Origin of the sequence: Naasia sp. SYSU D00948 (assembly GCF_017916515.1) — a bacterium.
Classification (GTDB): Bacteria; Actinomycetota; Actinomycetes; order Actinomycetales; family Microbacteriaceae; genus Naasia.
Map to the genome: position 1 here is coordinate 2,545,685 of NZ_JAFMTA010000001.1, position 23,405 is coordinate 2,569,089.

General features: G+C 72.1%; 19 protein-coding genes. 12 read left to right on the forward strand and 7 right to left on the reverse strand.

Going from position 1 to position 23,405, the window contains the following annotated elements:
* The first annotated feature begins 10 nt into the window (after positions 1-10).
* From J3P30_RS11960 to J3P30_RS11975, 5 genes are all read left to right on the forward strand, one after another.
* Positions 11-1,453, forward strand: a complete 1,443-nt coding sequence (locus J3P30_RS11960) for an MFS transporter (RefSeq protein ID WP_210481247.1) — start codon at positions 11-13, stop codon at positions 1,451-1,453.
* A gap of 61 nt (positions 1,454-1,514) precedes the next feature.
* Complete coding sequence (locus tag J3P30_RS15255) at positions 1,515-3,608, forward strand: molybdopterin oxidoreductase family protein (RefSeq protein ID WP_246853330.1); 2,094 nt, start codon at positions 1,515-1,517, stop codon at positions 3,606-3,608.
* Positions 3,605-5,245 (forward strand): FAD-dependent oxidoreductase, encoded by a 1,641-nt coding sequence (locus J3P30_RS15260; RefSeq protein WP_307807490.1) that lies wholly within the window; start codon positions 3,605-3,607, stop codon positions 5,243-5,245. Before J3P30_RS15255 ends, J3P30_RS15260 begins: the two co-directional genes overlap by 4 nt.
* Before the next feature lie 208 nt (positions 5,246-5,453).
* Positions 5,454-5,873: an META domain-containing protein gene (locus J3P30_RS11970; protein ID WP_210481248.1), complete on the forward strand. Its 420-nt coding sequence runs from the start codon at positions 5,454-5,456 to the stop codon at positions 5,871-5,873.
* Positions 5,874-6,237: 364 nt separating this feature from the next.
* Positions 6,238-6,495 carry a hypothetical protein gene (locus J3P30_RS11975; protein WP_210481249.1) on the forward strand — a complete coding sequence of 86 codons (258 nt, stop codon included), beginning with the start codon at positions 6,238-6,240 and terminating at the stop codon, positions 6,493-6,495.
* Between the two features lie 212 nt (positions 6,496-6,707).
* Here J3P30_RS11975 and glnA read toward each other — a convergent pair whose 3' ends face one another.
* Positions 6,708-8,144, reverse strand: coding sequence for a type I glutamate--ammonia ligase (gene glnA / locus J3P30_RS11980; protein ID WP_210481250.1), 1,437 nt, complete (start codon positions 8,142-8,144; stop codon positions 6,708-6,710).
* A 131-nt stretch (positions 8,145-8,275) separates the two neighbouring features.
* Here glnA and J3P30_RS11985 point away from each other — a divergent pair, with 131 nt between their 5' ends.
* Positions 8,276-8,686, forward strand: a complete 411-nt coding sequence (locus tag J3P30_RS11985; protein ID WP_307807491.1) for an RDD family protein — start codon at positions 8,276-8,278, stop codon at positions 8,684-8,686.
* Positions 8,687-8,692: 6 nt separating this feature from the next.
* Here the strand turns inward: J3P30_RS11985 and J3P30_RS11990 are convergent, their stop codons facing one another.
* Both J3P30_RS11990 and J3P30_RS11995 read right to left on the reverse strand, forming a co-directional pair.
* The gene (locus J3P30_RS11990; RefSeq protein WP_210481251.1) at positions 8,693-9,100 is read right to left on the reverse strand and encodes a hypothetical protein; all 408 of its coding nucleotides are present in this window, start codon (positions 9,098-9,100) and stop codon (positions 8,693-8,695) included.
* Between the two features lie 4 nt (positions 9,101-9,104).
* Positions 9,105-9,809, reverse strand: a complete 705-nt coding sequence (locus J3P30_RS11995; RefSeq protein WP_210481252.1) for a DUF4191 domain-containing protein — start codon at positions 9,807-9,809, stop codon at positions 9,105-9,107.
* Between the two features lie 119 nt (positions 9,810-9,928).
* On the opposite strand from J3P30_RS11995, the gene J3P30_RS12000 reads away from it, so the two are divergent.
* Positions 9,929-11,149, forward strand: coding sequence for a hypothetical protein (locus J3P30_RS12000; RefSeq protein WP_210481253.1), 1,221 nt, complete (start codon positions 9,929-9,931; stop codon positions 11,147-11,149).
* A gap of 21 nt (positions 11,150-11,170) precedes the next feature.
* Here the strand turns inward: J3P30_RS12000 and sucB are convergent, their stop codons facing one another.
* The 3 genes from sucB to J3P30_RS12015 all read right to left on the reverse strand — a co-directional run bounded on the left by sucB (position 11,171) and on the right by J3P30_RS12015 (position 15,781).
* Positions 11,171-12,766 carry a 2-oxoglutarate dehydrogenase, E2 component, dihydrolipoamide succinyltransferase gene (sucB, locus tag J3P30_RS12005; protein ID WP_210481254.1) on the reverse strand — a complete coding sequence of 532 codons (1,596 nt, stop codon included), beginning with the start codon at positions 12,764-12,766 and terminating at the stop codon, positions 11,171-11,173.
* 60 nt (positions 12,767-12,826) lie between these two features.
* Positions 12,827-14,200 carry a dihydrolipoyl dehydrogenase gene (gene lpdA, locus J3P30_RS12010; RefSeq protein WP_210481255.1) on the reverse strand — a complete coding sequence of 458 codons (1,374 nt, stop codon included), beginning with the start codon at positions 14,198-14,200 and terminating at the stop codon, positions 12,827-12,829.
* Positions 14,201-14,293: 93 nt separating this feature from the next.
* Complete coding sequence (locus tag J3P30_RS12015; RefSeq protein ID WP_210481256.1) at positions 14,294-15,781, reverse strand: leucyl aminopeptidase; 1,488 nt, start codon at positions 15,779-15,781, stop codon at positions 14,294-14,296.
* A gap of 184 nt (positions 15,782-15,965) precedes the next feature.
* Between J3P30_RS12015 and J3P30_RS12020 the strand changes: the two genes are divergently transcribed.
* Positions 15,966-16,886, forward strand: coding sequence for a proteasome assembly chaperone family protein (locus J3P30_RS12020; protein WP_210481257.1), 921 nt, complete (start codon positions 15,966-15,968; stop codon positions 16,884-16,886).
* 78 nt (positions 16,887-16,964) lie between these two features.
* On the opposite strand, the gene J3P30_RS12025 is transcribed toward J3P30_RS12020, so the two are convergent.
* Entirely contained in the window at positions 16,965-17,825 is an 861-nt protein-coding gene (locus J3P30_RS12025; protein WP_210481258.1) for an SDR family NAD(P)-dependent oxidoreductase, read from the reverse strand.
* Between the two features lie 68 nt (positions 17,826-17,893).
* Here J3P30_RS12025 and J3P30_RS12030 point away from each other — a divergent pair, with 68 nt between their 5' ends.
* From J3P30_RS12030 to J3P30_RS12045, 4 genes are all read left to right on the forward strand, one after another.
* A complete protein-coding gene (locus J3P30_RS12030; RefSeq protein WP_210481259.1) occupies positions 17,894-19,237 on the forward strand; it encodes a nitrate/nitrite transporter in 1,344 nt (447 codons plus the stop codon).
* A gap of 179 nt (positions 19,238-19,416) precedes the next feature.
* A complete protein-coding gene (locus tag J3P30_RS12035; protein WP_210481260.1) occupies positions 19,417-20,790 on the forward strand; it encodes an RNA polymerase sigma factor in 1,374 nt (457 codons plus the stop codon).
* A 314-nt stretch (positions 20,791-21,104) separates the two neighbouring features.
* Positions 21,105-22,541, forward strand: a complete 1,437-nt coding sequence (locus J3P30_RS12040) for a MurT ligase domain-containing protein (protein WP_210481261.1) — start codon at positions 21,105-21,107, stop codon at positions 22,539-22,541.
* Positions 22,538-23,242 carry a type 1 glutamine amidotransferase gene (locus tag J3P30_RS12045; RefSeq protein ID WP_210481262.1) on the forward strand — a complete coding sequence of 235 codons (705 nt, stop codon included), beginning with the start codon at positions 22,538-22,540 and terminating at the stop codon, positions 23,240-23,242. The genes J3P30_RS12040 and J3P30_RS12045 overlap by 4 nt, the downstream gene beginning before the upstream one ends.
* Positions 23,243-23,405 lie beyond the last annotated feature (163 nt).

Sequence of the window (23,405 nt, forward strand, 5' to 3'; positions counted from 1 at the left end):
GGAGGTACCCGTGAACGCGCCCACCTCGCTCGTCGACGCCCCGGAGCATCCGGCTCCGGTCGCGCCTCCCGTCACCGCCCCGGCCCACGCCGGCACGCCGGCCGCTCTGGGGCACCGTCCCGGCCGGTGGATCGACGGCTGGAACCCGGAGAACCGCCTGCAGTGGGAGGGCGGCGGGCGCCGGATCGCGGCCCGCAACCTCCGCTGGTCGATCTTCGCGGAGTTCCTCGGCTTCGTCGTCTGGCAGCTCTGGTCGATCGTCGTGGTCTCGCTCCCCGCCGCCGGGTTCTCGCTCGACACCGGGCAGATCTTCTGGCTGATCTCGATGCCGGCCCTCGTCGGCGCGACGCTCCGCTTCCCGTACACCTTCCTGGTGCCGAGGTTCGGGGGCCGCAACTGGACGATGATCTCGGCGGCGCTCCTGCTCCTGCCGGCGATCGCGCTCGCGTTCTGCGTCGGCAACCCGGACACCCCCTTCGGCGTGCTGCTGCTCGTCGCGGGCCTCGCCGGACTCGGCGGCGGCAACTTCGCCAGCTCCATGGCGAACATCACGTACTTCTATCCGCAGTCCGAGAAGGGCTGGGCGCTCGGCCTCAACGCCGCAGGCGGCAACCTCGGCGCCTCGGTCGCGCAGCTCGTCGTGCCCGTCGCGGTCACGATCGGCGCGGCGGCGACCGTCAACCTGCCGCTCGCCGGGTGGATCTGGGTCCCGCTGATCCTCGTCGCCATCGTGGGCGCCTACTTCCGGATGGACAACCTCTCGAACGCGAAGGCCGACCTCGCGGCGTCCGTCGCGGCCCTGCGCGAGCCGCACCTCTGGATCCTCGCCGTCCTCTACATCGGCACGTTCGGCTCCTTCATCGGCTTCGCGGGCGTCTTCCCGAAGCTCATCGCCGACTCGTTCCCCGAGTTCTCGGCGTTCGCCGTCGGCACCGCGACGCTGTCCCTCGCCTTCCTGGGCTCCCTCGTGGGCTCGCTCGCCCGGCCGTTCGGCGGCCGGCTCGCCGACCGTTTCGGCGGCACGCGCGTCACCATGGCGGCGTTCGTCGTGATGGGCCTCGGCGCCGTCAGCGTCATCGTGACGCTTCCGCTCGCGAGCTTCCCGGTCTTCCTCGGGTGCTTCCTCGTCCTCTTCGCGGCGAGCGGCATCGGGAACGGCGCGACCTACCGGATGATCCCGACCGTCTTCGCCCTGCGCGGCGGCACCAAGGATGCGCACCGCAACTCGGGGTCCGTCAGCACGCAGCGCTCCACCGCGGCGGCGCTCGGCATCATCTCCGCGATCGGCGCGTACGGCGGCTTCCTCATCCCGCAGCTCCTCGGCTACTCGAAGACGACCTTCGGCGACTACACGACCGCCCTCGGCTGGTTCGTCGCCGCGTACGCCCTGCTGCTCGTGCTCGTCGCGACCGTCTACCTCCGCGCGGGCCGCCGTGCGGGCATCCGCATCTGAGCCGGAGGACACCGTGACCGCCGCCGCCACCCACTGCCCGTACTGCGCACTGCAGTGCGCGATGACCCTGCGCGCCGACGCGTCCCCGTCAGCGGAAGCCGGCGACGGAACGCCGACGAAGGCGGGCGGCGCGAGGGCCGGCGGTCCCGTGACAGTCGAGGGACGGGACTTCCCGACGAATCGTGGCGGGCTGTGCAAGAAGGGCTGGACCTCCGCGGAGCTCCTCACGTCGCCGGAGCGGCTCACCCGCCCGCTCGTCCGTCGGCCGACCGGCGAGTTCGCCGAGGCCTCGTGGGACGAGGCGCTGGACCTCATCGCATCCGCGCTCCGGGACAGTCGGCAGCGGTTCGGCGCGGACTCCGTCGGCGTGTTCGGAGGCGGCGGCCTGACCAACGAGAAGGCGTACCAGCTCGGGAAGTTCGCGCGGGTCGCGCTCGGCACGAGCCGGATCGACTACAACGGCCGGTTCTGCATGTCGTCGGCGGCCGCGGCCGGCAACCGCGCGTTCGGCATCGACCGCGGGCTGCCCTTCCCGGTCGAGGACCTCGACGATGCGGACACCGTCCTTCTGATCGGCTCCAACGTCGCGGAGACGATGCCTCCGTTTCTCGGACACCTGAGCGGGGTGCGGTCGCGCGGGGGACTGATCGTCGTGGACCCCCGCCGGTCGGCCACGGCGCGTCTCACCGAGGACGGCGCCGGATGGCACCTCCAGCCGACGCCCGGCAGCGACCTGGTCCTCCTCCTCGGACTCACCCATCTCGTCCTCGCGGAGGGCCTGGCGGACCTCGACTACCTCGTCGAGCGCACGGAGGGCTTCGACGAGGTCCGGCGCTCGGTCGGCGCCTGGTGGCCGGAGCGGGTGCAGGCGAGGACGGGCGTGCCGGTGGCACGGCTCCGCGAGACGGCTCGCCGCCTGGCGAGCGGGCGCGGCGTCTTCGTGCTCACGGGGCGCGGGGTGGAGCAGCACGTCGACGGCACGGACACCGCGACCGCCGCCATCAATCTCGCGCTCGTGCTCGGGCTGCCGGGACGTCGTGGCTCCGGCTACGGGACGCTGACCGGCCAGGGCAACGGGCAGGGCGGCCGCGAGCACGGCCAGAAGGCCGACCAGCTGCCGGGCTACCGCAAGATCACCGACCCCGCCGCCCGCGCGGCGGTGGCCGACGTGTGGGGCGTGGACCCCGGGACCCTCCCCGGGCCCGGTGTGCCGGCGGTGGAGCTGCTGGGCGAGCTGGGGCAGCCCGGGAAGGTGCGCTGCCTCCTCGTGCACGGCTCGAACCCCGTCGTCTCGGCGCCCGACGCAGGAGCCGTCCGGGCGAATCTCGCGGCGCTCGACCTCCTCGTCGTCGCCGACTTCTTCCTCTCGGAGACCGCGCGTCTCGCGGACGTCGTCCTCCCCGTTCCCCAGTGGGCCGAGGAGGAGGGGACGATGACCTCCCTCGAGGGGCGCGTGCTCCGCCGCCGGAAGGTCCGCGATGCTCCGGGCGACGTGCGCAGCGAGCTCTGGATCTGGGCCGAGCTGGCCCGGCGCCTGGACGCGCCGTCCGAGTGGCCCACCGAGCCCGCCGCGGTGTTCGCCGAGCTCGCCCGGGCGTCCGCGGGCGGCCCCGCCGACTACTCGGGCCTCAGCCACGAGCTGCTCGACACCGGGATCGCGGCACACTGGCCGTTCCCGGCCGGCAGCGCGGGCACGCCGCGCCTCTTCCTGGAGCGCTTCGCGCATCCGGACGGCCGAGCCCGCCTCGTGCCGGTGACCCCGACGGCGACGGAGTCCTCGCCCGCCCGCGGGTCGGCGCTCACCCTGATCACGGGCCGGTACCTCGAGCAGTACCAGTCGGGCACCCAGACGCGCCGCGTCGCCGAGCTCGACGGTGCGAAGCCCGAGGCCCGGCTCCAGATCCACCCCGCCACGGCTGCACGGCTCGGGATCGCGGACGGCGCCGCCGTGCGGGTGACGAGTGCGCGCGGAATCGCGAGGGCGCGCGCGGACGTGACGAGCGGCATCCGCCTCGACACCGTCTTCCTTCCGTTCCACTACGCGGGCGAGCAGTGCGCGAACCTCCTCACCGAGGGCGCTGTCGACCCGATCTCGGGGATGCCGGAGTTCAAGCGGACAGCGGTGACCGTCGAGGCGATCGGAGCGGACCAGTGACCGCGTCGGGGCCGCTCCGCGTTGTCGTGCTCGGCTACGGACCGGTCGGTGCGCGCCTCGTCGAGGAGCTCCTCCCCGCGGTCCGGCGGGGCACGGCCGCGCTCACCGTCGTCGGCGCAGAGGAGGAGGACGCGTACAACCGCGTGCTCCTCGCCGAGTACGCGGTGGGCCGAGCCGCTCGCGAGCGGCTGGACGTCACGGACACGGCGGCCGCGCGCGCGGCAGGAGCCGACATCCGCCTCGGAGCCGCCGCGCTCGGCATCGACCGGGTCCGCCGGGTCGTCCGGCTGGAGGGCGGGGAGTCGCTGCCCTACGACCGGCTCGTGTTCGCGACCGGGTCCCGGGCCAACGTCCCGACGCTGGGCGGCCTCGAGACCGCGCGACGCGCGCGCTCGGCGCCGCCGGCGGGATCCGCGGTCCTCGACCAGGGTCCGGCGCCGCTGCCGCGCGGAGTCGTCGCGCTCCGCGACCTCCGCGACGCCGAAGTGGTCCTCGAGGCCGTCCGCGACCGCCGCCGCATCGTCGTTCTCGGGGCCGGCGTGCTCGGGATGGAGGTCGCCCTCGCGGCTCGAGAGCAGGGCGCGGAGGTGAGCGTCGTGTACCACGGCGACGTCCCGATGGCCCGGAACCTCGACACCGGCGGCGGACGGATGCTCGCGCGGGCCGCCCGCGCGGCGGGAGTCCCCATGGTCGCCCACGCCCGCGCCGAGAGCGTGCTGACGCGCACCGACGACGACGGACGCCAGCGCTTCGCGGCGCTCCTCTGTGCGGACGGCAAGGAGATCGCGGGCGACCTGCTGCTGCTCTCGTGCGGTGTCTCCGGGAGGGCCGAGCTCGCTGCGGCGTCCGGGCTTCCGGTCTCGACCGGAGTCCTCGTCGACGAGGACCTGCGCAGCTGGGGCGACGACCGGGTCTTCGCGATCGGCGACTGCGCGCATGTGGCCTCACCCGGGAGCGCGACACCGGACGGTCGGGTGCCCGGCGGGCCGGCGGGCCTCATCGGCCCCGGCTGGCGACAGGCCGACCGGCTCGCCCGTCGGCTCATCGGAGAGGCGGAGGACCGGACGGCGTCCGCCGTGCCCCTGCTTCCGGACGAGCGGCCGGCGGTTGTGATGCTCAAGGCGGAGAGCGTCGACGTCGTCGCCGGCGGAGCGGTGACGGCCGAGCCGTGGGACGATCCGGATCCGGAGCCGACGAGTCACGCGGCCGGCTGCCCGGCGCGACATGAGCGGCAGGTGGCCGTGTGGTCGGACCCGGCTCATGGCGGCTACCTGAAGATGGTGACGCGTGACGGCGTGCTCGAGGGCTTCGTCGCCGTCGGCCTGCCGCGCGCGGCGGCCGAGCTCACTCTCCTGTTCGAGCGCGGCGACGAGCTGCCGGCGGACCGGACCGCGCTGCTGCGGCTGGACGCGCCGGACGCGCAGTCGATCTCGACCTCGGACCCGTTCGCGCCGGAGTCCACCGTGTGCTGGTGCAACGGCGTGACGGCGGCCGCGATCGGGGACGCGGTCTCGGCTGGCAGCACAACGGTCGAGTGCGTCGGCGCGGCGACTCGCGCCGGCACGGGGTGTGGCGGCTGCAAGGGCCGCATCGCGGAGCTCCTCGCGCGCCTGGGGCCGGCGGTGCCCACCGGGTGAGGTGCCTCGGGCCGGGGGGCGGCCGGCGCCCGCGTGTTGCATCCAAGGTCGCCCTCTGCAACCGCACACCGTTGTGTCCGTCCGGTTGCGAGACGGCGGCGCGCAGGGTCGGGGCAGCTCGATCAGGGCCCGAGGCGTGAGGCCGCCGCTGACTGTGCACGGCCGGATGCGCTTGCTTTCGGGCGGCGCAGTGGCAGGATCACCCGGTATGGGACGAGCAGCGCGACTGACGGGGATCCTGGCCGTCGCGGGACTCCTGCTGACGGGGTGCGCTGCGGCCGCCCAGGGAGCAGGCACGGAGCTGCAGGGGGAGTGGCGGCTCACCTCCGCCTCGGACGGTCAGGGTGAGATGGATCTCAAGGGGTCCTCGGTCACGCTGGCGATCGAGCAGGACCGGGCGCGGGGCGACGGCCCCTGCAACATCGTCGAGCTCGAGATCACGGGCGGCCCCGGTCCGGTCGACGTGACGGTCGGTGCGATGACGGAGCGGGCCTGCCTCGACCAGGACCTCATGGTGATCGAGAGCCGCTACATCGAGACCCTCTCCGGCGTGACGACGGCCGAGGTGGACGACGGAACCCTGACCCTGAGCGGCGACGCGGGCACCCTCACGTACACCCGCCTCTGACGCCCTTCAGGACGCGCTCACACCCGCCGAAATGCCACCTGGTGCTCCCATCGCGCACGGATGACAGCACCAGGTGGCATCTCGACGAGGGGAATCAGCTGCCCCAGACGACGAGGAAGCATCCGCTGAGAGTCAGGAGGCTGAGGACGCCGACGGTCGCGGCAGCAAGGGCTCGTCTCATCCCGCGACCCTAATGCGGACGCCGCTCAGCCGGCACCGGGTTGCGATCCGCGCCCGCGACCCGTGCCTGCATCGCCCTGCGAGGCCGCGCCCGCTGCTGCCCGTGGCCCTCGAGACGGAACGAGGCCCCGGGGAGGAGCCGACTGTTCACCCCTTCTTCACCGACGGGGCGCACAATCGGTCCATGTCGATGGCCGAACCCCTGATGCCTCATCCGGACGCCGCGGACGAGTCCACTGTCGCCGCCGAGCCGGGCCCCGCGGGCCCTCCCCCGCGCTTCCCGGAGGAGCCCGACGTGCTGCCGCCCGGTCCCGCCGAGATCCAGGACGCAGCCGCGGCGGACGAGACCACCCCCGTGTTCCGCAGGCCGACGCCCGGCGAGCGGCTGCACCCGGACGAGCTCGCGGCCGAGCTGGGCGCCGAGGACCGCGACGGCGCCTGACCCGCCCGGGGTCCTCCCGGCACCGGCGCTCTCACGCGCTCGAACATCCGCCGAAATGCCACTTGGTGCTGTCAGCGGGCCCGAATGAGAGCACCAAGTGGCATCTCGACGGGTCAGGGCAACCCGAGTACGCCGACGCACGAACGAGGGCACCCGGAAACGCGGAAAGGGCCGCGACCCGTAGGTCGCGGCCCTCCTGTCGATCGCGTCGATCAGACCCCGTAGTACAGCTCGTACTCGAAGGGGTGCGGACGAGCGGCGAGCGGCTTGAGCTCCTTCTCGCGCTTGTAGTCGATCCACGTGTCGATGAGGTCCTCGGTGAACACGCCACCCGCAGTGAGGAACTCGTGGTCCGCCTCGAGCGCGTCGAGGACGAGGTCCAGCGAGCCCGGAACCTGCGGGATGAGCTTCGCCTCCTCGGGCGGGAGCTCGTAGAGGTCCTTGTCGACCGGCTCGTGCGGCTCGATGCGGTTGCGGATGCCGTCGAGGCCCGCCATGAGCTGCGCCGCGAACGCGAGGTACGGGTTGCCGGAGGCGTCGGGCGCGCGGAACTCGATGCGCTTGGCCTTCGGGTTGGTGCCCGTGATCGGGATGCGGATCGCGGCCGAGCGGTTGCCCGCCGAGTAGACCAGGTTCACCGGCGCCTCGAAGCCCGGCACGAGACGGTGGTAGCTGTTCGTGGTCGGGTTCGTGAACGCGAGGATCGACGGCGCGTGGCGGAGCAGGCCGCCGATGTACCAGCGCGCGAGGTCCGAGAGCCCGCCGTAGCCGGCCTCGTCGTAGAACAGCGGCCGGCCCTCGCTCCAGAGCGACTGGTGCGTGTGCATGCCCGAGCCGTTGTCGCCGAAGAGGGGCTTCGGCATGAACGTCGCGGTCTTGCCCCAGAGGTGCGCCGTGTTCTTGACGATGTACTTGAACTTCAGGATGTCGTCCGCGGCGTGGACCATGGTGTCGAACTTGTAGTTGATCTCGCCCTGGCCGGCGGTGCCCACCTCGTGGTGGCTGCGCTCGACCTCGAGGCCCGCCTCGATCAGCTTGAGCACGATGTCGTCGCGGAGGTCCGCGTGCTGGTCGACCGGGCTGACCGGGAAGTAGCCGCCCTTGTAGGGCGTCTTGTTGGCGAGGTTGCCGCCCTCCTCCTCGCGGCCGCTGTTCCACGCGGCCTCGGAGGAGTCGACCTTGTAGAAGGACGAGCCCTGGTTCACCTCGTAGCGGACGTCGTCGAAGATGTAGAACTCGGCCTCGGGCGCGAAGAACGCGGTGTCGGCGATGCCGGTCGAGGCCAGGTACTTCTCCGCCTTCTTGGCGACCTGGCGCGGGTCCTTCGAGTAGATCTCCCCGTTGCGCGGGTTGTAGATGTCGAAGACGCAGATGAGGGTCCGCTCGCTCCGGAACGGGTCCAGGTACGCCGTCGAGATGTCCGGGATGAGCTGCATGTCGGACTCGTGGATGCTCGCGAAACCGCGGATCGACGAGCCGTCGAAGAGCTGACCCACGGAGAAGAAGTCCTCGTCGACCGTCGCGGCCGGGATGTTGAAGTGCTGCTGCACCCCGGGGAGGTCGGTGAAGCGGATGTCGAGGAACTTGACGTCCGTGTCCTTGATGAACTTGATCACCTCGGAGGAGTCACTGAACTTGGGATGCGACATAGGGGGATGGAACTCCAAACAGCGGGTCGATGGGCTGAGTGCTCAGCCTCATCGACCCTAGGTGGGGGCAGTTTCGACCCAGTGACGGGTTTGTTTCGAGCGTGTTACGGCGGGCCGCATAGTCTTTGGGAGTGCCGAACGCGACCGCATCGCCTGCCGGGCGGTGGCCGGGCGACCGCATGGGCAGGCCCCAGTCCGGACCCGGGTCCATCGCTCGGCCGGGGGTCCGGATCGCCGCCCTCGCCATCGACTTCGCCGTCTGCTTCGTGGTCTACGCCCTCTTCTTCTACGGCAGCTCCTGGGCGAGCCTCGTCATCTTCATCGTCCTGCAGCTGGCCTTCCTCATCCCCTTCGGTGGAAGCATCGGGCATCTGGTGATGGGGATCCGGCTCGTGAACCTGCAGAACCGGTGGGCGGGCGTGTGGCGGCCGATCGTGCGCACGCTGCTGCTCGCCCTGCTCATCCCCGCACTCATCTGGAACGCGGATCAGCGCGGACTGCACGACGTGTTCGCCGGGACGGTGCTGGTCCGCGTCCGCTGACCGTCGTCAGGGCTCGGCGGGGACCTCGACGGTCACGCCGCGCAGGTTCTGCACGAACTCCGTGCGGAAGCCGTCCTGGATGGTGACGACCAGGACGACGATCACCGCGAGGACGAGGAAGACGAGGAACGTCGACCACGCGCCGCGCACGGGCTCCGTCCGCACGATCCGGACCGGCCCCGCCGCGACCTGGGGCGACCCGGCCGGCATCGATCCGCGGGCCGCCACGAGCACATCCCGCGCGTCGCGCAGCTCCGCGAACCGGATGCCGGCCGCGTGCCGCTCCTCGTCGGTGGCCTCGGCCATCAGGTCCGGGTGGCTCAGCCGCGCGTGACGCGCGAACGCGTGCTGGATGTCCGGGATGCTCGCATCGGTCGCCACGCCGAGCAGCTTCGCGGCGTCGGCGGGAGACATGGGCTCAGCGCATCCTCTGCGGGCGCACGCGCAGCGGGTCGATGCCCTTGGGGATCGGCAGCTTGTTGGTCGAGAGCGAGTCGAGGCGGTTGCTGACGGCCAGGACCTCGGCCCGCGTCAGCGTCTTCTTCAGCCCGCCGAGGCGCTTGTTGATCTGGTGCAGCTTGACGGAGTCCTTGTCGGGCCCGACCTGAAGCGACGACACGGGGACGTTCGGAAGGACGCGCGCGACCTTGCGCTTCTCGTCCTCCAGCATCCGGCTGGTGCGGCCCTTCGGACCCTCGGCGATGAGGACGACGCCCGCACGACCGACGGCCCGGTAGATCGCGTCCTGGGTCTTCGCGTTGACGGCGACCGGCATCTCGCTGCCGCGCCAGCCCCGCCGGAGCGAGCTGCGCAGGATGGCGCCGACGGCCCCGGGCTGGCCCTCGATCTGTGAGTACGCGGCGCGCTCAGCCCGGCGACCGAGCACGATCAGGAAGAGGAGCAGGCCGAGCAGCACTCCGGAGATGATCCAGAGGGCGATCGTGAAGCCGTTGCCCTCTCCGACGACGACGCCGAGCACGATGCCGAGGACGATCGGCAGCGCGAAGGCGGCGAGCATGTACCAGATCGCCCGCTTGTCGAGCCGGCGGGTCATCTGGAAGACCTGCCAGAGCTGCTTCATGCGCCCCGGCTCTTTCGACTTCGGGCGGGTCTCTCTGGCCATGCGATCAGGATACCGCCGGTGCCGCACCCATCCCTCCCCAGGGGCGGGTCGCTCGGCCCCTCTTCACCGAGGTGCGATCCCCGAACCGGGCACGTGGACGGGAGCGCGAGGGTGGCGGCGTGGAGCGAGGCGGATACCGGCTGATCCGGATGCTGAGCAGCGCCGAGGGCGACGAGGTGTCGCTCTGCGCGGGCCCCGATGACGAGCCGGTCGTCCTCCGCATCGTCCGCGAGGGTCCGGCCGACGCCGCGGTGGCCGCGTCCGCCGCCGCGTCGCCCCATCTCGCGCAGCTCCTCGATCTCTTCTCCCTGCCGGAGGATCGATTCGGTCTCGTCTACCCCCGGATCGCCGGCGGGACCCTCGCCCGGGTGCTCGCGCGGCGCTCGTTCCTCGAGCCGGGGGAGGCGAGCACCATCCTCGTCTCGGTCGTGCGCGCCCTGGCCGCACTGCATGCCGCAGGCTGCGCACATGGGGCGCTCATCCCGTCCGGGGTCCTGTTCGACGCCGCCGGCACGCCGGTCCTCGCGGACCTCACCGCCTGTGTTCCTGCGACGGAGGTGAGCCGGTCTGCGGATCTGCGCGCCTTCGCCGTGCTCGCCGCGGCCGTGCTGTCCCGGGTTCGCGACTCGGAGCCGCTCCTGACGCGCATTACGGCGTCCGAGGCGACGCTCGAGGACATCGAGGCGGCGCTGTTCGATGCCGCAGAGCCCCGTCCCGTCGAGCTTCCGGCCGCCGAGGCGCCGACCATCGAGCAGCTCCTGCCGTCCCGGAGTCCTCCTCCGGCCGACCCGGCGCCGCCTTCCGCGGAGAGCCCCGGCCGGCGGAGAATCCGCGCCGCCGTCGCGCGGATCGCGGAGGCGGCGAGGGCGCTGCGGACGGTGCGTCGACGGGTCTGGGTGCCCGCGGTGCTCGTCGCGGCAGGACTCGTCGCCGCGCTGCTTCTGGTTCCGGGCGGCGGCACCGAGGCGCCGGGGGAGGTGCCGCCGCCGACGCCGTCGGAGTCGGCGCAGGTCGCGCCGCCGCCCGATCCCGCCGTCGCCGCCGACGACCCGGTGGCCGCCGCGGTCGCCCTCGCGGTCGCTCGTGACGCCTGCCTCGTGTCCACCGCTTCCGGCTGCCTCGAGAGGGTGGATCAGCCGGGATCGGCGCTCCTCGAGGAGGACCTGGCGGGTGTGGGACCGCCGCCGCCGACGCTCCCGGATCCCGGCGCATCGGCCACCGTGCAGCGCACCGGGGACGCGGCACTCGTCACGGTGGGCGACGTCCGCCTCTTGCTCGTACGAGTGGACAAAGAGTGGCGGCTCCGCGACGTGTTCGCCGCGGAGCCGCCGAGTCCCTGATGCCGGACGCCGGAACCGGACCTAGATGCCGAGCTGGCCCTCGAAGGCGCCCTGCTCGAGGCGGGTCTTCACCTGGACGAGGAAGCGGGCCGCGTCCGCACCGTCGACGATCCGGTGGTCGTAGCTCAGCGCGAGGTAGACCATCGACCGGATCGCGATCGCCTCCGAGACTCCGTCGCTCACGACGACCGGGCGCTTGACGACGATGCCCGTGCCGAGGATGGCGACCTGCGGGAGGAACACGAGCGGGGTGTCGAAGAGCGCGCCCCGGGACCCGGTGTTGGTCACCGTGAAGGTGCCGCCGGCAAGCTCGTCCGGCTTGAGCTTGTTGCTCCGGGTGCGGCCGGCGAGGTCCGCGATCTGCTGCGCGAGCTGAGCGACGTTCAGATCGCCGGCGTTGCGCACGACCGGGGTGAGCAGGCCGCGCTCGGTGTCGACCGCGATGCTGATGTTCTCGGTGTCGGGGTAGACGATCGTGTCGCCCTCGACCTGCGCGTTGATGATCGGGTAGGTGCGCAGCGCCTCGGCGGCGGCCACCGCGAAGAAGGGCAGGAAGGAGAGCTTCGTCCCCGTCTTCTCGAGGAACTGGCCCTTCACCCGGTCGCGGAGCTGAGCGAGCTTGGTGACGTCCACCTCGACCACGGTCGTGAGCTGGGCCGTCGACTGCATCGAGACGACCGCGCGCTCGGCCACGACCTTGCGCAGCCGGGACATCTTGACGGTCGTGCCGCGCAGCGGGGAGATCTCGACCTGTGCCGGCTGAGCCGGGGCCGCGGCCGCCGGGGCGGCGGCGGGAGCAGGCGCTGCGGCCTTCCGCTCGGCGGCGGCGAGGACGTCCTCCTTGCGGATGCGGCCGCCGACGCCCGTGCCGGTGAGCGACGCGAGGTCCACGCCGCGCTCGTTGGCGAGCTTCCGCACGATCGGCGTGATGTAGCCGGGCGCCGACTCGGCGGACTCCGCGGCGGGCTCGGGAGCCGGCGTCGCGGCCTCCGCGGGCGAGACCGCCAGGTGGTCGGGCTCCGGCTGCGGCGGAGCCGAGTCGGTCAGGGTCTCGGGAGCGGGCGCCGGAACCGGGGGAGTCTGGCCGCGGTCGGAGCGCTCCTCCTGGCCGGGCTCGACCTCGGGCGAGGGCACCGCGTCCTGAGCGAGCGAGGGCTCGGCGGCGGGCTGCTCGGGCGTGGGCTGCGGCTCGGGCTGCGCCTGGGCGGCGGGTGCCTGCTGCGCAGGCACCGGGGCCGGCGCCTGCGGGGCGGGAGCCTCCTGCGTCGGCGCGGGCTGCGGGGCCGCCTGCTCCTCGGCGACGGTCTCGGTGGCCTGGGCGGTGTTGTTCGCCTCCTGCTCGGGGAGAGCGGGAGCCGCGCCGTCACCGCCGGCGCCGGACCCGTCGCCGATGCGGACGAGCGCGGTGCCGACGTCCACGGTCTCGTCCTCCTGGACGAGGATCTCCTCGATCACGCCGGCGATGGGAGACGGGATCTCCGTGTCGACCTTGTCGGTCGACACCTCGAGCAGCGGCTCGTCAACCTCGACGGTGTCCCCGACGCTCTTCAGCCAACGCGTCACCGTTCCCTCCGTGACACTCTCGCCGAGTGCGGGGAGGTTGACGGACTCGCTCATTCGGTTGTCTCCTTCAAAACTGCGGTCTGATCAGAAGTCTAGGCGCGGGGGTCGGCCAGGTCAGAGGGCGTGCAGGGGCTTGCCTGCCAGGGCGAGGAACGCCTCGCCGAGAGCCTCGTACTGCGTCGGGTGGCCGTGGAGAAGCGGCGCGAGGTCATCGGGGTACGCCTCCCAGTTCACGACGAGCTGCGCCTCGCCGATGAGCTCGCCCACGCGGGAGCCGATCATGCTGAGTCCGACGATCGGGCCGTCCGCGACGCGTACGACCTTGACGGAGCCGGAGGTGCCGATGATCTCGCTGCGGGCGTTGCCGGCCAGCGAGTAGTCGTAGGTGACGACCTTCTCCTTGCCGTACTTCTCGACGGCGCGCGCCTCCGAGAGGCCGATGGAGGCGACCTCGGGCTCCGAGTAGGTGATCTTCGGGATGTTGACGTCCTCGATCACGACGGGCTTCAGCCCCGCGATCTCCTCCGCCACGAAGAAGCCGTGCTGGAAGCTGCGGTGCGCGAGCTGCAGGCCGGGGACGATGTCGCCGATCGCGTAGACGTTCGGCAGGTTGGTCGCGAGGCGCTCGTTGGTGATCACGAACCCGCGGTCCATGGTCACGCCGGCCTCCTCCAGGCCGATCCCCTGGGTGGCGGGCCCGCGGCCGACCGCGACGAGGAGCAGGTCCGCGTCGATCGTCTCGCCGCTCTCGAGGGAGATCGAGACGCCCTGGTCGCTCTGCGTCACTCCAGAGAAGCGCACCCCCAGCTTGTACTCGATGCCGCGCTTGCGGAACGCGCGCTCGAGGGCCTTGCTGATGACCTCCTCCTCGTTCGGGACGAGGTGGGGGAGGGCCTCGATGATCGTCACCTCGGCGCCGAAGGAGCGCCACACGCTCGCGAACTCGACGCCGATGACGCCGCCGCCGAGGACCGCGACCTTGCGGGGCACGAAGTCGAGGGCGAGCGCCTGCTCGCTGGTGATCACGCGGCCGCCGAGCTCGAGGCCCGGGAGCGACCGGGAGTAGGAGCCCGTAGCGAGGACGACGCTCTTGCCGGTGTAGCGGTCCTCGCCGACCTGCACCGTGGTGCCGCCGACGAAGCGGCCCTCACCGGCGATGGTGGTGACGCCGCGGGCCTTGACGAGCGACTGGAGGCCCTTGAACTTCTTCGCGACGATCCCCTCGCGGTACGAGGTCACGGCCGCGATGTCGACGCCCTCGAAGCTCGCGCGGATGCCGAAGTGAGCCGAATCCTTCGCGGCGTCCGCGACCTCGGCCGCGTGGAGCAGCGCCTTGGTGGGGATGCAGCCGCGGTGGAGGCAGGTGCCGCCGACCTTGTCCTTCTCGATCATCGCGACGGACATGCCGAGCTCGGCGGCGCGCAGAGCGGTGGCGTACCCTCCGCTTCCCCCGCCCAGGACGACGACGTCAAAGTTCTGTTCAGGCACCCGTTGCTCCTCGAGGTCGTGCGGAGGCGGCCACGGATGCGAGTCCCGGCCGCCTTGTCGACCCTACTACGGAGGCGTCCTCCGCCGGGGGCGTCAGGCCGGGGTCGCGAAGCCCTCGACGAAGGCGATCAGGGCACGTACGGTGACGCCCGTCGGTCCGGTCCCGACGAAGCCGAAACCGCCGCCGTCGTTGTTCGCGGCGCCCGCGATGTCGAGGTGCGCCCAGGGGATGGTCGACCCGTCCTCGCCCTTGCCGATGAACTCCTTGAGGAAGACCGCCGCGAGCAGCATGGGAGCGGCGGTGTTGCCGGGCTTGGCGTTGACGAGGTCGGCGATCTCCGAGTTGAGGATCGCCCGCAGCTCGCCGGGCAGCGGCATCCGCCACACGAGCTCCCCGGCGCGGTCCGCTCCGGCGATCATCCGCTCGACCGGCTCGTCGTCTCCCATGACGCCCACGTAGCGGGTGCCGAGCGCGGTCTTGGCGGCACCGGTCAGCGTGGCGACGTCGACGATCACGTCGGGCTGCTCCTCGCTCGCCGCGACGAGCCCGTCGGCGAGCACGAGCCGGCCCTCGGCGTCGGTGTTGAGCACCTCGACGGTCTTGCCGCCGCGGATCCGGAGCACGTCGTTCGGACGGGTCGCGTTGCCCGACGGCATGTTCTCCGCGATGCAGAGCCACGCCGTGACACGGACCGGCAGCTCGAGGCGGGCCGCGGCGAGCGCGACGGCGAGAACGGTGGCGGCGCCCGTCATGTCGTACTTCATGCCGACCATCGACTGCGCGGGCTTCAGCGAGAGGCCGCCGCTGTCGAAGGTGATGCCCTTGCCGACCAGGGCCACGTGGGCGGACGCGCCCTCGGGAGCCCAGACGACCTTGACGAGCCGCGGAGGCCGCACCGACCCGCGGCCGACGCCGAGGATGCCGCCGAAGCCGTCCCGGGCGAGCGCCTCCCCGTCCCAGACGGTGATGTCGACGCCCGACCCCTGGGCGAGCTCCTGCGCGCGGCTGGTGAGCGTCTCGGGGTAGAGGTCCGACGGCGGCGTGTTGACGAGATCCCGGACGGTGGCGACCGCTTCCGCTGCCGCGAGGGCGCGCTCCACGAGGCGGTCGGGATCCGCGACGTCGGCGAGCACCGTGACCTCCGCGGCCGGCGCCTTCGCGGCCGGGACCGCCTCCGAGCGGTACTCGTCGAAGGAATAGGCGCCGAGCGCGGCGCCTTCGAGGACGGCGAGCGCCCCCTCCTCGTCGGAGACCGGCAGGGCGAAGACGATGCTGCGCACCCCGCGCACCTGGCGGGTCACCGAGCCCGCGGCGTACCGCAGCGCCTCCGCGGTGACCTCGCCGCCGCCGAGCCCGACGAGCGCGATGCTTCCCGCCTCGACGCCGGTGCCCGGGATGCGGACGACCTGGTCCCGTCGCCCGCTCACGCCGAGCTCGGTGAGGCCGATGCCGAGGTCCTCGAGTCCCTCGGGGGCGAACGCGTCCGGGGTGTCGCCGTTCTGCCGCACCCCGATGACGAGGACGTCGGCGGGCGTCTCGGCGGCGAGCTGCGAGGACAGGCGGAGCGTGGGAAGCGGCATCCCGTCAGCCTAACGAGGGCCACCCTCCCGGCTCAGCGGGGCGGTCGGCTCCCCACCGGAGGGACCGCCTCCGCCTGGCTCCGCCCTTCCATCCTGAGCGAGCCGCACAGCTGCTGCGCTTCCGGACGTGCCCCCGAGCGGCATGGGCCGGGGGAGGGTCGGGGGCGGCGAATACGATGGGGGGATGCGGAACCCGGAGGAGCTCTTCGAGCTGACGCCGGCGGTCGACGAGCTTCCGGCCGGACTTCCGCTCGTCGCGGGACTGACCGGATTCGCCGACGCCGGAGCGGCGGTGACCCAGCTCAACCGGTACCTGCTCGACACGATCCCCACGACCGAGGTCGCGGTCTTCGACAACGACGCCCTGCTCGACTACCGGGCGCGCCGGCCGACGATCCTGTTCGACCAGGACCATCTCGCGGATTACGAGCCGCCCCGTCTCGTCCTGTCCCTCGCGCGGGACGAGCTGAACAAGCCGTTCCTCCTGCTGACGGGCTACGAGCCGGACTTCCAGTGGGACCGTTTCGCCGACGCCCTGCTCGGGCTGATGGGCCGGTTCGAGGTGAGCTCGACGACGTGGGTGCACGCGATCCCGATGCCCGTCCCGCACACCCGCCCGATCAAAGTGACGGTGAGCGGCAACCGCTCCGACCTGGTCGAATCCATGTCGGCGTGGAAGCCGCGCACGCAGGCGCCCGCGAACCTCCTCCACCTGATCGAGTACCGGCTCGCGAGCCGTGGCGAGAGCGTCGCCGGGTTCGTGCTCCTCGTCCCGCACTACCTGTCCGACACGGAGTTCCCGCTCGCGGCCGTGACGGCGCTCGAGAGCGTGAGTGCCGCGACGGGGCTCATCTTCCCGACCGACCGGCTCCGCGAGGAGGGCCGGGAGTTCGTCGCGAAGATCGACGAGCAGGTCACCGGCAGCGAGGAGCTCGCCCGGCTGGTCGGCACGCTCGAAGAGCGCCACGACACGTACATGCAGGGCAACCCGCTCCCGTCTCCGCTGGTGGACGAGGACGGCTCGGTCCCGACAGCGGACGAGATCGCGGCCGAGCTGGAGAAGTTCCTCGCGGCGCGGCGCCGCGCCGACGAGGACCAGGGCTGACGCCTCCCGCGTCTCCGGGTCGAGCCTGCAGAAGGATCGGGCTGCCGGCGACAACCGGACGACCCGGATCGCCCGGGGCTACCAGACGACGCGGGTCAGCTGCCCGGCGAGGCGCCAGAGCCGAGGCGCGACGACGTCCTCGTTGCGGATCCGCGGCGGCGTGACCGGGACGGCCTCCACGGTGCCTCCGCGGCGGCGGGGCGCGAGGAGCTCGCCGCCGGACAGGTCCGGGTCGGTGACGGCCGCGACGATCGGCACGGCCGCGGCCGCGTAGTCGCGCGTGCGCCCAGCCGCGCCGAGCGGACCGGAAAGCCCGTCGAGCGCGACGCCGAGCCCGGGGTGGACCGCCACGGAGAGGACCCCGAGGTCGTCCCGCTCCGAGCGCCGCTGCAGCTCCCGGGCGAAGAGCAGGTTCGCCCGCATGCTGGCCGCGTAGGCGCGGAAGGGCCGGTAGCCGTGGTCGAAGCGCAGGTCGTGGAAGACGATCCGCCCGAAGCGCGCGGCCGGCGACGTGACGGTCACCACGCGAGCGGCCGGTGCGGCGAAGGGGAGCAGGAGTCCGGTCAGCGCGAAGTGGGCGAGCGAGTTCACGCCGAGGTGCAGCTCGAACCCGTCGGAGGTGAGCCGACGCGTGGGCGCCATGGTGACTCCGGCGTTCGCGACGAGCGCCCGCCACCCGGGGAAGCGCTGCGCGTACTCGGCCGAGAACTCGAGCACGGAGGTGAGGTCGGCGAGGTCCAGCCGGAGAACGTCGACGCGGGCGCCGGGGTTGAGGGAGAGGACCTCGTCCTGCACCTCGTTCCCCCGCTCGACGCTGCGCACACCGAGGACGAGCGGCAGCCCGTGGGCGGCGAGCTGGAGCGCGGCGGCCCGGCCGAGCGCCGAGGAGCCGCTGGTCAGCACGACCGGCGAGTCGCTCCCGCCCCGTCCGCCGCTCACCGCTCGATCGTAGCCCCGGCCGTTGCGGCTTCCCGGGGGCGAGGAGGGGCGCCAGTACGCTGAAGGAAGTGAACTCGCGGCGATCCTGGATCATCTTCTCCGCGGGCGTCTTCGCCTACCTCGTCGCGATCACTCAGCGCTCCAGTCTCGGCGTCGCGGCCGTGGACGCCAGCGAGCGCTTCGGATCCAGCGCGGCGGCGCTGTCCACCCTGGGCGTCCTCCAGCTCCTCGTCTACGCGGGGATGCAGGTGCCCGTCGGCATCCTCATCGATCGGCTGGGGCCCAAGCCGCTCATGCTCGCCGGCCTGGCCCTGATGACCGTGGGACAGACCGTCGTCGCGTTCGCGCCCGCCCTCGAGCTCGCCGTCGTCGGGCGCGTGCTGGTCGGTGCCGGGGACGCGGCGATCTTCCCGAGCGTGCTCCGGCTCACCAATGCCTGGTTCAGCGGACGGAAGGTACCCCAGCTCAACCAGTGGGTGGGCAACCTCGGTCAGTTCGGGCAGGTGCTCTCGGCGATCCCGTTCGCGGCCGTGCTCCACGAGGCGGGCTGGGTCCCCGCGTTCCTCAGCGCGGCGGCGCTGTCGGTGCTGTCGCTCGTCGTCTGCATCGCGGTCGTCTCGAGCGGCGACGCGTCATCGCCGCACGCCCAGCGCGCCGCCAGCCTGAAGGAGGCGCTCCGCCTGTTCCGGGCGAGCCTGCGGCGCCCCGGGACATGGCTCGGGTTCTGGGCGCACTTCGTGACGCAGTCGCCCGGCGTCGTCTTCGCGCTCATGTGGGGCTATCCGTTCATGGTGTTCGGCGTCGGGCTCGATCCCGCCTTCGCCTCGGCGATGCTCACCCTGATGGTCCTGACCGGCCTCGTCGTCGGTCCGATCCTCGGCCTGCTCACGGTCCGGCACCCGCTCCGCCGCTCGAACCTCGCGCTGGGCGTGCTCGTGCTGATGACGATCGCCTGGGGTGCGGTCCTGCTGTGGCCCGGACCGGTGCCGGCGTGGCTCGTCGTGATCCTGGTGATCTCGCTCGGCATCGGCGGTCCGGCGTCCCAAATCGGGTTCGACTTCGCCCGCACGTTCAACCCTCCCCGGCGCCTCGGGTCGGCGAACGGCATCGTGAACGTCGGAGGGTTCACCGCGAGCTTCACGATCATGCTGCTCATCGGTCTCGTCCTCGACGCGCAGAGCAGGGGAGGCGCGCTCTACTCCTTCGAGGCCTTCCGCGTGGCCGAGCTCGTCCAGATCCCCGTCCTGGCCATCGGAGTGGTCGGGCTCCTCCTCGCGCGTCACCGGACGCGGCGCCTCCTCGAGGAGGAGGAGGGAATACAGGTGGGCCCCCTGTGGGTTGCACTCGCCAGAGCATGGGGACGACGGAGGGCACGGCGAACCGCCGGAGGGCAGGCGGGAGCCGCCTCATAGTTCGCGTGCAATAATTGGATCGGACCCGTTCAACTCCTGTGCAGGACGGTAGCGCCCTCGGCGCAACCGGCCGAAGGACTTGACATGGGTCCAAGTGTTGCCCGCACCACTGCGCGAGATGCGATCCTCCCGAGCCGTCCGCCCTCTGTACCGACCACCCCGGTAGGAAAGGTGTATCAATGACTTCCCGCAAATCGGCCACGCTGGCCGACCCGGACACCGAAACGGCGACCGACGGCGCGCCCACGAAGACCGCGAAGCGTCCCGCTGCGAAGCCGGCCGCGAAGAGCGCCGGCAAGAGCCGCGCCAAGGGCGGCACCACGAAGGCCGCCGCGCCCGCCGACGCTGAGCTCGAGGACGACGTCGCTGACGTCGACGACGACCTCGACGCGGTCGAGCCCGCGGCCGACGCCATCGAGGACGACGACACCGCCGAGGCCGGCGACGACACGGAGACCACCGAGGACCCCGAGGTCGCCGCCGAGGACACCGAGGCTGAGGACAGCGACGCGGACGAGGAGGTCGCGGCTGTCGCCGCCGCTCCGGAGGCCGCCGAGGAGAAGCTCCCGCAGGACGCGATCGTGCTCTCCCTCGTCGACGACGAGGACGAGGTCCCGGTCTACTCGACCGCGATCACCGGCGCCACCGCCGACCCGGTCAAGGACTACCTGAAGCAGATCGGCAAGGTCCCGCTGCTGAACGCGGCCGAAGAGGTCGAGCTCGCCATGCGGATCGAGGCCGGCCTGTTCGCCGAGGACAAGCTCGCCCGCGAGGGCGACAAGATGTCCAAGGAGCTGATCCGCGAGCTGAAGTGGGTCGCGAAGGACGGTCAGCGCGCGAAGAGCCACCTGCTCGGCGCGAACCTCCGCCTCGTCGTCTCGCTGGCCAAGCGCTACACCGGCCGCGGCATGCAGTTCCTGGACCTGATCCAGGAGGGCAACCTGGGCCTGATCCGTGCGGTCGAGAAGTTCGACTACACGAAGGGCTTCAAGTTCTCCACGTACGCCACCTGGTGGATCCGGCAGGCGATCACCCGCGCCATGGCCGACCAGGCCCGCACCATCCGCATCCCGGTGCACATGGTCGAGGTCATCAACAAGCTGGCCCGCGTGCAGCGGCAGATGCTGCAGGACCTCGGTCGCGAACCCACCCCGGAGGAGCTGAGCCGTGAGCTCGACATGACCCCGGAGAAGGTCATCGAGGTGCAGAAGTACGGCCGCGAGCCGATCTCGCTCCACACGCCGCTCGGTGAGGACGGCGACAGCGAGTTCGGCGACCTCATCGAGGACACCGAGGCGGTCGTCCCGGCGGACGCGGTCGGCTTCACCATGCTGCAGAAGCAGCTGGAGAGCCTGCTCGACTCCCTCTCGGAGCGCGAAGCGGGCGTCATCCGGATGCGCTTCGGCCTCGGCGACGGCATGCCGAAGACCCTCGACCAGATCGGCGACACGTTCGGCGTGACCCGCGAGCGGATCCGCCAGATCGAGAGCAAGACGATGGCGAAGCTGCGCCACCCGTCCCGCTCGCAGTCGCTGCGCGACTACCTCGAGTGATTTGAACCCTCCGCGGAAAGGGCCGGCGCCTTCGGGCGCCGGCCCTTTCCCATTCCCGACGCATATCCCGCTTCCCCCGCTTCCCGCGTTCTCCGGCCACCTGCGCGGATCAGGAGAATGCGCGCCGGTCAGGCAACGCGCTCGTTCTTGGACGCCGATCAGGACGACACGCCGGGCGGCGGCGGAGGAATCCTGATCCGCGCAGCCCCCGGGAAAGCGGCCACGCAGCACGGCGTCCACCCGGCGGCCGCACCAGCCGGTGACGCGCCGCCGGGAGGCGGGCGGCAGAGGAGCCGTCTGGGAGACTGGACGGGATGACGACTCGACCGCCGGGCTTCCACTGGGCTCCTGCCGTCCTGGTCGGGCGTGCCGCGCGCGTGGCCGCTCGCCTGCGCAAGCGCGGAGGAGGATCGGCCGTGCCGGGGCTGATCGTCAACAAGGTCGCCCCCGGGTTCCTCGGTTCGGTGCTGTCGAACTTCCCCGAGGGACTGGTCGTCGTGTCCGGCTCGTCGGGCAAGTCGACGACGACGAAGATGCTCGTCACCGTGCTCGAGGCGCACGGCAAGCGGATCTTCACGAATCCCTCGACGGCGAACATCAGCCAGGGCCTCACGTCGGCCCTGCTGGAGCGGGCGTCGCTGACCGGGACGATCGACGCCGACCTCGCCGTCCTCGAGATGGACGAGGGCCACGGGGCGCTCCTGTCCCCGAAGTTCCGGGCGCGCATGGCCGTGCTCACCAACGTGATGACGGACCAGATCGACCGGTTCCACGACAGCGAGAAGGTGCTCGGCTACCTCTCGCGCATCGCGTCGCGCGCCACCGAGACCCTCGTCCTCAATGCGGACGACGCCCTTCTCATGCGCCTCGCCGACGAGATCGTTCCTCCGGCCGCCCCGTCGACGGAGGCCGGGTCGGGTCCGACGGCGTCCTCACCGATCGACGCGCCGGCTTCGAGGGCGCAGGAGTCCGGCGAAGTCGACGCCGACGACCCCATGTCGGCGCTGTTCGCCGCCGCCCACCAGCCGCTCGCCTCGAACCGCCAGGAGGATCCGGCGGGACCGCACGTCGAGCTCTTCGGGGTCTCCGCCGCCGTCCTGGCGGCGCTCCCGCGCGGCCTCGGCTACGCCGAGACGACGCCCGCCCGCTTCGGCGGCGGCACCATGGTGACCGGCGTCTCGGGGCGGTCGGCCTCGATCGCCTTCGACGGGGTCATCCACGAGGTCGGACTCCCGGCGCGGGGCATCCACTACGCGGTCGACGCCGCGGCCGCCCTCGCCGCGGCCCGCACCCTGCTCGGTGCCGAGTTCGACGCCGCCACGGCCGTCGCCGCGATCTCCGCGATGCCGGCGGTCTTCGGGCGCGGCGAGATCGTGACGGTCCGCGGCAAGGAGGTCGAGTTCGTGCTCGTGCAGAACCCGACAAGCTTCCAGCTGAATGTGGACGAGCTGGAACCTGGCCTCGACCAGGTGATGGTCGCGATGGGCTCGGACGTCGCCGACCCCTCCTACTTCTGGCCGGTGGACGCCTCCCGCATCGGCCGCGCTCGCATCGTCTCCGGGTCGAAGGCGCACGACATGGCACTCCAGCTCGTGCACCAGGGCGTCCAGGTCGACGAGATCGAGCCGGATCTGCCGGCCGCGCTCGACCGGTTCCTGGACCTGCCGGAGCCCGCCACGGGCGTCAAGACGATCGTCTTCACCGCGGATCCGATGCGCCGCACCCGCAGCCACCTGGGGCTCGCGCAGTGACGCACCGCATCCTGCAGCTGTTCCCCGAGCTCACGAACGTGAACGGGGACGCCGAGAACGCCCGTGTCCTCGCCCGGCGACTGGAGTGGGCGGGTGCCGACGCGGAGGTCGTGCCGCTGACGGCGGGCGAGCCCGCGCCGTCGTTCCGGCCGGACGCGGTCGTGCTCGGGTCGGGGGTCGATTCCGTCTTGGCCCGCACGCGCGAGGCGCTCGAGCCTCTCGCCGCCGCGCTCGGCGACTGGGTGTCGCAGGGCGTTCCCGTCCTCGCGGTCGGCACGGGCATGGAGCTCCTCGGGCACGAGATCCCGCTCGACGGCGGAACCCTGCAGGGACTCGGGATCCTTCCCGGCATGGCGACCGCCCTCCCGGCGCGCGTCGCGGGCGAGATCGCCGTGAGGAGCGACTGGGGAGTCCTCGTCGGCTACGAGAACCACGCCCGGGGATACCGCACGTATGCCGCGCGGCCCATGGGTCAGGTGCTGCACGGCACCGGCAACGGCGACGGGGCCGAGGGCATCCGCTACGGCTCCGTGTTCGGGACGCATCTGCACGGGCCGGTCCTCGCCCGGAATCCCTCGCTGGCGATGGCGTTCGTGGCCGCGACCGTGGGGGACACCATCGACGCCTACGCGCCGGGGCGAGCGGATGGGATCGCCGAGGCCATCAACGCGGCGGCCCTCCGCCGGCTCGGCGTCGGCTGAGTCCGTCCCCAGGACCTCGCGCTCAAGGGGCGGGCCGTCTGAGCCTCGCGCTCAACAGGCGGACGTCTCGCGACCCTCGCGCTCAACGGGCGAGCACCGCCTCCAACAGCAGGACACGCCGACGACGCACCTGTCTCAGACAAAAATGCCTGTTGAGGGACAG